This window comes from Zemynaea arenosa (assembly GCF_004614185.1).
Taxonomy (GTDB): Bacteria; Pseudomonadota; Gammaproteobacteria; order Burkholderiales; family Burkholderiaceae_D; genus Telluria; species Telluria arenosa.
Map to the genome: position 1 here is coordinate 1 of NZ_SPVF01000211.1, position 8,812 is coordinate 8,812.

9 protein-coding genes are annotated in these 8,812 nt (G+C 68.1%); 4 read left to right on the top strand and 5 right to left on the bottom strand.

Annotation, left to right across the window (positions count from 1 at the left end; genetic code table 11):
- Positions 1-267: aldo/keto reductase (locus E4L96_RS16385; RefSeq protein ID WP_135208288.1), on the top strand; the 267-nt coding region annotated here is incomplete at its 5' end.
- Positions 268-274: 7 nt separating this feature from the next.
- On the opposite strand, the gene bcaP is transcribed toward E4L96_RS16385, so the two are convergent.
- Both bcaP and E4L96_RS16395 read right to left on the bottom strand, forming a co-directional pair.
- Positions 275-1,696: a branched-chain amino acid transporter BcaP gene (gene bcaP, locus E4L96_RS16390; protein WP_135208289.1), complete on the bottom strand. Its 1,422-nt coding sequence runs from the start codon at positions 1,694-1,696 to the stop codon at positions 275-277.
- A 255-nt stretch (positions 1,697-1,951) separates the two neighbouring features.
- Complete coding sequence (locus E4L96_RS16395) at positions 1,952-2,221, bottom strand: DUF378 domain-containing protein (RefSeq protein ID WP_229414562.1); 270 nt, start codon at positions 2,219-2,221, stop codon at positions 1,952-1,954.
- Positions 2,222-2,425: 204 nt separating this feature from the next.
- Between E4L96_RS16395 and E4L96_RS16400 the strand changes: the two genes are divergently transcribed.
- Complete coding sequence (locus E4L96_RS16400) at positions 2,426-4,837, top strand: DNA polymerase II (RefSeq protein ID WP_135208291.1); 2,412 nt, start codon at positions 2,426-2,428, stop codon at positions 4,835-4,837.
- Here E4L96_RS16400 and E4L96_RS16405 read toward each other — a convergent pair whose 3' ends face one another.
- Positions 4,838-5,455: a LysE family translocator gene (locus E4L96_RS16405; protein WP_135208292.1), complete on the bottom strand. Its 618-nt coding sequence runs from the start codon at positions 5,453-5,455 to the stop codon at positions 4,838-4,840.
- A gap of 111 nt (positions 5,456-5,566) precedes the next feature.
- Positions 5,567-6,463: a subclass B3 metallo-beta-lactamase gene (gene bla, locus E4L96_RS16410; protein WP_135208293.1), complete on the bottom strand. Its 897-nt coding sequence runs from the start codon at positions 6,461-6,463 to the stop codon at positions 5,567-5,569.
- Between the two features lie 72 nt (positions 6,464-6,535).
- Here bla and E4L96_RS16415 point away from each other — a divergent pair, with 72 nt between their 5' ends.
- Both E4L96_RS16415 and E4L96_RS16420 read left to right on the top strand, forming a co-directional pair.
- Entirely contained in the window at positions 6,536-7,351 is an 816-nt protein-coding gene (locus E4L96_RS16415) for a ferritin-like domain-containing protein (RefSeq protein ID WP_135208294.1), read from the top strand.
- A gap of 52 nt (positions 7,352-7,403) precedes the next feature.
- Complete coding sequence (locus E4L96_RS16420) at positions 7,404-8,108, top strand: fumarylacetoacetate hydrolase family protein (protein ID WP_135208295.1); 705 nt, start codon at positions 7,404-7,406, stop codon at positions 8,106-8,108.
- Here E4L96_RS16420 and E4L96_RS16425 read toward each other — a convergent pair.
- Positions 8,105-8,812 (bottom strand): CAP domain-containing protein (locus tag E4L96_RS16425; protein ID WP_135208296.1); only part of this gene is annotated, 708 nt, incomplete at its 5' end. The two genes, E4L96_RS16420 and E4L96_RS16425, sit on opposite strands and share 4 nt — an antisense overlap.

Consider the following 8,812-nt stretch of genomic DNA (forward strand, 5'->3'; position numbering starts at 1 on the left):
GCGCTGTACGGCGGCACGGCGGAGCAGGACCGCCCGGTCGTCGACGCCCTTGACGCCTGCGCGCAGGCGCGTGGACTGCCGCTGGCCCAGGTGGCCCTGGCTTGGCTGCTGCACGACCGGCGCGTCACCGCCCCGGTCATCGGCGCCACCCGGATCGAGCATATCGACCACGCGTGTGCGGCGCTGGAGGTGCAGCTCAGCGCCGCGGAGCGTGCCGCGCTGGAGCGCCCCTATCGGCCGCGCCCCTGGAGTTTTGCGGAACCTTGAGGGCGCCTCAGGTGGCGACTTCCTCACGCGCGGACGCGGGCTGGTTCAGCAGCGAATGGTGACGTGCATAGGCGAAATACACCACCAGACCGAGAGCCAGCCAGATGCCGAACGCGATCCAGGTGATGGCTTTCAGGAAGGCCATCAGGGTGAGGCAAAATGCCACCGCGAGCACCGGCACCACCGGCACGCCCGGGCAGCGGAAGGCGCGCGGCAGATCCGGGCGCTTCTTGCGCAGCACAATCACGGCCACCGACACCAGGCAGAATGCCGCCAGCGTGCCGATGTTGACCAGCTCACCCAGCACTTCGAGCGGCACCAGGGCGCCCAGCAGCGCGAACACGATTCCGACCACCCAGGTGGCCAAGAAGGGCGTGCCAAAGCGCGGGTGCACTTTCGACAGGCGCTTCGGCAGCAGGCCGTCGCGCGACATCGCGAAGATGATGCGGGTCTGGCCGTAGGTCATCACCAGCATCACAGTGGTCATGCCGAGGATGGCGCCCAGGTCGACGAAGCTGGCGAACCAGTTTTCGTTGGCATACTGCAGGGCCAGCGACACCGGGTGATCGATACCCTTGAATTTGTCGAACGGGACGATCCCGGTCATGATCGCGGTCACCAGGATGTAGAGGACTGTGCAGATACCGAGCGCACCGATCAGGCCGATCGGCAGGTTGCGTTCCGGGTTGCGCACTTCCTCGGACGCCGAGGTGATCGAATCGAAGCCGATGAAGGCGAAGAACATCAGGGCGGCGGCGCTCACCGTGGCGCCCATCCCGTGCGGCATGAACGGCTGCCAGTTGTGCGGCTGCACGTGGCGTGCGCCGACCAGGATGAACAACAGCACTACGCCCACCTTGATCGCGACCATGATGTTGTTGACCCGTGCCGATTCGCGCACGCCCAGCGACAGCATGAAGGTCAGCACCAGCACGATGCACAGGGCCGGCAGGTTGATCCAGGTCGTCACGCCGGGGACCGCGCCCGGTGCGGCGGTCAGCTCGCGCGGCAGGTGCAGGCCGAAGCTGCCGATCAGGGATTGGAAGTAGCCCGACCAGCCCGCCGACACGGCGGATGTGGCCAGGCCGTATTCGAGCATCAGGTCCCAGCCGATGATCCAGGCCACCAGCTCCCCCATGGTGACGTAGCTGTAGGTATAGATGGAACCTGCCACCGGCACGGTGGACGAGAACTCGGCGTAGCACAGCGCCGCAAAGCCGCAGCAGATCCCCGCGAGTACGAACGACAGCGTGAGCGCCGGCCCAGCCGTCACTGCGCCCTGGCCCGTCAGTACGAAGATGCCCGTGCCGATCACGGCGCCGATGCCGAGCAGGATCAGGTCCATTGGTCCCAGGACCTTTTTCAATCCACCCGGGCCGCGGCTCAGCGCCACGGTGCGGTTCAGGTCCTTCGTTCGGAATAAACTCATGTTGTCTCCTCTGATTGTGTCAGGCTTTTGGGTAGGTACTGCGGGTGGGCAGGTGGATCCTGCTTCTGTTGGTGAGGGTTGACGCGGGGACGGGTATGCCTTCCGGCGCGGCGCGCGCGCTGGACGTGATGGCGGAAGGGCAGGAAATATGCATGTGGTCCCCGGCCGCGGCGACTGGATGTCGCCGCGTGAAAGCGCCAGATTGTAGCGCTTTTTTGGCGCCGGAAACCGTTGAGCTGCGGAGGGCGCAGCGGGTCAGCTGTTCATGCTGCCCGAGCTGCTGGAGCTGCCGGTGTGGCCGGTGTGGTTGCGCCCCATCTTGACCAGGGTGTAGATGGAGTACAGCGCCGCCAGGCCGACCACCACATACACCAGCCGCGTGAGCGCACTGCCCGCCCCGAACAGGCTGGCCACCACGTCCACGTCGAACAGGCCGACCATGGCCCAGTTCAGGCCACCGACGATCATCAGGACCATCGCCGTGTAATCCAGGCCGGACATGGCGCCGGGGACGCTTTTTGCCATTGTCGTCCGCCGGTCGGGGATATGCCGGCGTTCCATACTGGGTGCATTTACGCTTGCCATGGTTCTCTCCTTGCGAAACGTTGGAATTCCGGCCGTAGCCGTGCGGCCAACATAGCAAATGCAGGGCTGCGGGTGCGCCAGTTAGCCGCGCGGCAGCGAATGTTCACTTTGTCCGGCCCGGCTGTGGACCGTCATAATGGCGGGATGGAACAACACAGCATCAACACGGCCGCGCGGGCCGGCGGCCAGGGCTTCCTGCTGACGCGGCACTGGCGCGACACCGACGCGGGCGTCGAGACCGAATTCTGGCTCGCCACCGCCGCGGGGCCGCGCTGCGTGCGCCTGGCTGCGCAGCCGGCGGTCGCTTTCGTTCCGGCCGAACAGCGCGAGATGGCCGAGGCGGTGCTGCGCGCGGAACGCGGCTGGGAGTTGCGCCCGCTCGCGCTCACGGACTTCCAGCACCGCCCCGTGCTTGGCCTGTACTGCCGCCAGTACCGCCAGCTGCTCAAGCTGGACAAGCGCCTGCGCCAGCACGGCGTGGATGTGTACGAGGCCGACATCCGGCCGCCGGAGCGCTACCTGATGGAGCGTTTCATCACCGCGCCGGTCAGCTTCACAGGCACGGTGGACCGCACGCCGTCCGCCGGGGCGCCGCAGCTGCTGTTGGACGGGCAGCTCAGGCCCGACCCGTCCTACCGCCCGGCGTTGCGGCTGGTCTCGCTGGACATCGAAACCACCTTCCAGGGCGAGCTGTATTCGATCGCGCTGGAAGGCTGCGGCCAGCGGCAGGTGTACATGCTCGGCCCCGAGCCTGCCGCACCGGCGGTGGAGGTGGACTTCGCCCTCGACTACTGCGCCACGCGCCTGGACTTGCTGCGCAAGCTGGACGAGTGGTTCGCGCGCCACGACCCGGACGCCATCATTGGCTGGAACGTCGTGCAGTTCGACCTGCGCACCCTGCAGCGGCAGGCGGAACGCCTCGGCTATGCGCTGCGGCTGGGCCGCGGCGGCAGCGCGGTCGAGTGGCGCGAGCATGGGCTGAAGCAGGATCACTTCTTCGTCAACGTGCCGGGACGGCTCGTCATCGATGGCATCGAGGCGCTGCGGTCGGCCACCTGGAGCTTCCCGTCGTTCAGCCTCGAATACGTGGCGCAGCACCTGCTGGGCGAGGGCAAGGACATCGGCAACCCGTACGACCGGATGGCGGAAATCGACCGCATGTTCGCGGAGGACAAGCCATCGCTGGCGCGCTACAACCTCAAGGACTGCGAGCTGGTGACGCGCATCTTCGCGCACACGGGCCTGATGGCGTTCCTGCTGGAGCGCGCCAGCGTCACCGGCCTGCAGGCGGACCGCAGCGGCGGGTCGGTGGCAGCATTCGAGCATCTGTACATGCCGGTAATGCACCGCATGGGGCACGTGGCACCCAATATCGGGGACGTGCGTGGTGGCGAGAGCCCCGGCGGCTTCGTGATGGACTCGCGCTCCGGGCTCTATGACTCGGTGCTGGTGCTGGACTATAAGAGCCTGTACCCGTCCATCATTCGCACCTTCCTGATCGATCCGGTCGGCCTGGTGGAAGGGTTGCGGGAAGACGGGAAGGACACCGTGCCCGGCTTCCTCGGCGCGCGCTTCTCGCGCACGCGCCACTGCCTGCCGGGCATCGTCACGCGCATCTGGGCCGGGCGCGAGGCGGCCAAGAAAGAGCGCAACCAGCCGCTGTCGCAGGCGCTCAAGATCATCATGAATGCCTTCTACGGCGTGCTGGGTTCGAGCGGCTGCCGCTTCTTCGATCCGCGCCTGGCCTCGTCGATCACACTGCGCGGGCACGACATCATGCACCGCACGCGCGCGCTGATCGAGGCACAAGGCTATGAGGTCATCTATGGCGACACCGATTCGACCTTCGTGTGGCTGGGCGGCGCGCATGAGGAAGCGGAGGCGCAGCGCATCGGCCGCGAATTGGTTGATAAAGTCAACGGCTGGTGGCGCACGCATTTGCGCGAAGAGCTGGGCCTCGAGAGCGCGCTGGAGCTGGAGTACGACACGCACTACCGCCGCTTCCTGATGCCGACCGTGCGCGGGTCGGACGAAGGCAGCAAGAAGCGTTATGCGGGCCTGGTGCTGGGCGACGACGGCACCGAGGACGTGGTCTACAAAGGCCTGGAGACGGTGCGCACCGACTGGACGCCGCTGGCGCAGCAGTTCCAGCAGGGTCTCTATCTGCGGATCTTCAAGGGCGAGCCATATGACGACTATGTGCGCGAAACGGTGGCGGGTATCCTGAATGGCACGCATGACGAGCTGCTGGTGTACCGCAAGCGGCTGCGCCGTCCGCTGGAGGAATACCAGCGCAATGTCCCGCCGCATGTCCGCGCTGCGCGCATAGCCGACGAATTCCACCAGAGCCAGGGCCGCCCGCCGCAGTACGCCAAGGGCGGGTGGATTCGCTACCTGATGACGGTGGCTGGCCCGGAGCCGATGGAGAGGGTGCGCTCGCCGATCGACTACGAGCACTATCTCACGCGCCAGCTCGAACCCATCGCCGACGCCATCCTCGTCTTCGTCGGCGACAGCTTCGCGCGCCTCACCAGCCCGCAGCAGGCGCTGTTCTGATCAGCTACGTGCGGCGATGACGACGGCGGAGGTGGCGATCGCGCCGGCGGCAGTGCGCTGCAGCACCCGTGCGCCGCGGCGCGAAGCCAGGGCGCGGCGCATGCGGTGCACCAGCAGCAGGTAGGTGCCCTGCACGCACAGGTCGGTCGTCACGCCCAGTAGCATCACTTCCACCAGATCGGCACCGCCAATCGCGCGCAGGTCGAACACCTGGGGCAGGACGGCGCCGAAGAACACGATCGCCTTCGGGTTCCCCAGGGTGAGCGCGGCGCCACTGGCGAGGGACCGCCACAGTCCTTCGCGCGCGACGGGCGGTGTGCTGCCGTCGGCCGCCGGTGCCCGCCAGAGCTGCACGGCGATCCATGCGAGGTAGAGCAGGCCCGCCCATTTGACCACGAGGAACGCGGTCGCAAACTTTGCCGCCAGGGCCGCGAGGCCCAGCGCCGCGGCCAGCAGCCACAGGGCGTTCCCGGCCACCATGCCGAGCGTGAAGGGCATGGTGCGGCGCGCTCCGGTGACGGCGGCCCGCGCGAGCATCACCGCCTGGGCTGGGCCCGGGATGGCCGCGGCCACGGCAAAGGGAACGACGAACAGCAGGGTGGAATGCAGCGTGAGCATGGCGGCTCCTGGGGCCGGTGTTGGGGTCAGCGTGGGTCAGCGTGGGGTCAGCGTGGGGGCAGCGCACGACGCCACAGCGTATCACGCCTGCGCCGCAGGCGCTGCGGCCGGTCAGCGCGCCTTCTCCTTGCGCTCGGTCTCGATGCGGCGCTCCAGCCGCTGCATGAAGAGCGCAGCATAGGCCTTGCAGCCGGCCGGGTCGACGAAGGGATTGTGGGTCGCTGTCCTGGCCTTCAGCTTCTCGAAGGTGTCTGTAAAGCCGGGGTGGTCGGACACGATCACGTCGCAAGGCAAGGCAGCGACCTTTTCGATACTGGCGCGCATGGACTGCGAGATGTCCGGGTGGGTGGCGTCGCCGGTGAAGTGGAAGCCGTCGGTGGAGACGGGATTCAGGCTGTCCGCGTAGACCACGTTGCGGCACACGTTCTGCTCGCAGGACTGCCAGGTCCAGGTGGTAGAGCCGGGCGTGTGGCCGGGGGTGAAATGGGCGGTCAGCTTGAGCGGGCCGACGTTGACGGTGTCGCCGTCCTGGATGATGCGGGCGCCGGTGAGTTTTTCGACCGTGGTCGCCGTGGCTGGATCGTACTGCGGGTCGTCCGGCGTGTTGGTCCCGGCGCGCAGTTCCCGTTCGCTGGCCGCGCTGGCCACGACCACCGCACCGCTGGCGCGCTGCAGCGCGGGGATGCCGCCCGAGTGGTCCCAATGCGCGTGCGAGTTAAGGATGTATTTCACGTCCTGGATGCGGAAGCCCAGCGCCTCGATATTCTTCTGGATCTGCGGCGCAGACTGCGGCAGCGCGCCGTCCAGCAGTACGTGGCCCTGCGGCCCGGTGACCAGCAGCGCGGAGAGGCCCGCCGTGCCCACGTACCACGTATTGCCGTAGACGTTGAAGGGCTTCTGCGGCGCATTCCATTCGTCGCACGACGGGCAATGGACGTGGCCCGGAACTTCGGCGGCGAGGGTCGGGAGGCTGAGGAGGGCGGCCAGCGCGGCCAGCGCAAATTTCATCTGTGGTCCTGTTGGAGTGGTTGGGGGAACGTCTTCGCGCGCCATAGTACACTGCCGCCTTTTCTGCCGTACATGAATATCGTGGCCCACCCACCCGACCTGCGCGCCCAGGCGCTCGCCTGCCTGCTCGACACCGATCCCGCCGCCAAGGCCCAGCGGGTGGCAGCGCTGGCGCAGGCCTGGGCGGACGGCGGCTGCGGGCTGGATGCTGCGGCCGTGTTCACGCCGCTGGACACGATCCCCGGCCGCCCCGTAAGGCCCGAACTGGTTCCGCCACGCCTCGTCGGCCGCCGCTCGATGGCCACGCCGGAGGGCCGCGCGATGCTGATCCACGCGCTCGCCCACATCGAGTTCAATGCCGTCAACCTCGCGCTGGACGCCCTCTGGCGCTTCCCTGGCATGCCGGACCAGTACTACGCCGACTGGCTGCGCGTGGCCCATGAAGAGTCCACCCACTACCTGCTGCTGGACGGCCACCTGCACACTCTCGGCCACGCCTACGGCGACTTCCCCGGCCACGACAGCCTGTGGGAGATGGTCGAGAAAACGAAAAACGACGTGCTGGCCCGCATGGCACTGGTCCCGCGCACGCTGGAAGCGCGCGGTCTCGATGCCATTCCGCCGCTGCGCGCCAAGCTCGCGCAGGCCGGCGACGCCGCTGCCGCCGCCATCCTCGACATCATCCTGCGCGACGAGGAAGGCCACGTCGAAATCGGCAACCGCTGGTACCTGCACCTGTGCCGCCAGCGCGGCCTGGATCCGCTGCCGACCTACCGCGAGCTCGCGCTCCGGCACGAAGCTCCGGTGCTCAAGGGCCCGTTCAACCTGGACGCGCGCCGCCGCGCGGGCTTCAGCGAGGCCGAACTGGCTTATCTCGCCAACGGATAGCCCGCCCCCGCATGGTATGGTGGCGGAATGTGATCTGCAGGAGTGACCGGACATGACCGATACCGTTTTCAAGCTGGAGCAACCCACCGCCGCCATCGCCGGCGGCACCAGCCGTTTTCCGATCCGCCGCGTGTTCTGCGTCGGCCGGAACTACGCCGCGCACGCGCGCGAAATGGGTAGTGACCCAACGCGCGAGGCGCCGTTCTTCTTCATGAAACCGGCCGATGCGGTGGTCGCGGCCGAGGGTACCCTGCCGTATCCGCCGCTGACGGGCGACCTGCATCACGAGATCGAGCTGGTGGTGGCGGTGGGTGGCACGGGCGTCAATCTGACGCCGGAGCAGGCGCGCTCGCTGGTGTGGGGCTACGGCGTCGGCGTCGACCTCACCCGGCGCGACCTGCAGGCCGAGGCCAAGAACTCCGGCCGCCCCTGGGACTGGGCCAAGGGCTTCGACGCCTCCGGTCCCTGCTCGCCGCTGGTTCCGGTGCAGCAGACCGGCTGGCTGGAGACTGGCCGGATTTGGCTCAAGGTGAACGGGGAGCTGCGCCAGCAGGGCGACCTGGCGGACATGATCTACAACGTAGCCGAAGTGCTCTCGCATATTTCGCACAGCGTGGCGCTGCGCCCCGGTGATCTCGTCTTCACCGGCACGCCGTCCGGCGTCGCCCCGCTGGCGCCCGGCGACCAGGTCACCGCCGGTGTCGACGGCGTGGCCCAGATCTCATTCCATGTCGGGGCCAGGCCCAAGGCGGTCTAGCGCGGACTCGCGAAGACCTGCGTCCAATACAGCACGTGACGGGTTGGGTTGGCCGCGTAGGCCGCACCCATTTCCGAAAATCCGGGGTTCATCAGATTGGCGCAGTGGCCCGGGCTGGCGATCCAGCCGGCCACCGCTTCTTCCGGCGTACCTTGGCCGGAGGCGATGTTCTCGCCGATGCGGTGCCATGCGTAGCCCTCCTGCGTGGCGCGCTGCGGGGCCAGCGTGCCGTCGCTGCCGCGGTGGTTGAAGAAGCGGCGCGTGGCCATGTCGCGCGAGTGGCGCAGGGCCGCTTCGCCCAGGGTCTCGTTCCACGTGACCGGGCCAGTGGCCGGGTATTCGCGGTCTCCGCACATGCGGGTCTGGGCGCGCGCCTCGTTCACCGCGGCCAGGATGGTGCGGCCGGCCTCGTGCCAGTCGGGCAGGGTGCGGGCGAAGGTCGGGCGCTCGGGCAGGGCCAGGACGATCTGCCATTGCGCGCCGGTGCGGGAGGCGCCAATGGCCGTGTAGCCGGTGCTGAGCAAAGTGGCGCAGTGGCGGGCCTGGATGGCGGCCATCGCGGTTTTCGCATCCTGTGGGCCGGAGATGCTGATGACATCCGCGCGTTCGACCGGGAAGCCGGCGCGCTCCAGCACCTGGTCGGGGAACATGCCGCTGCCGATGTCGGCCCGCGCCAGCGCGGCTTCGGGCGTCAGGGGCGGGGC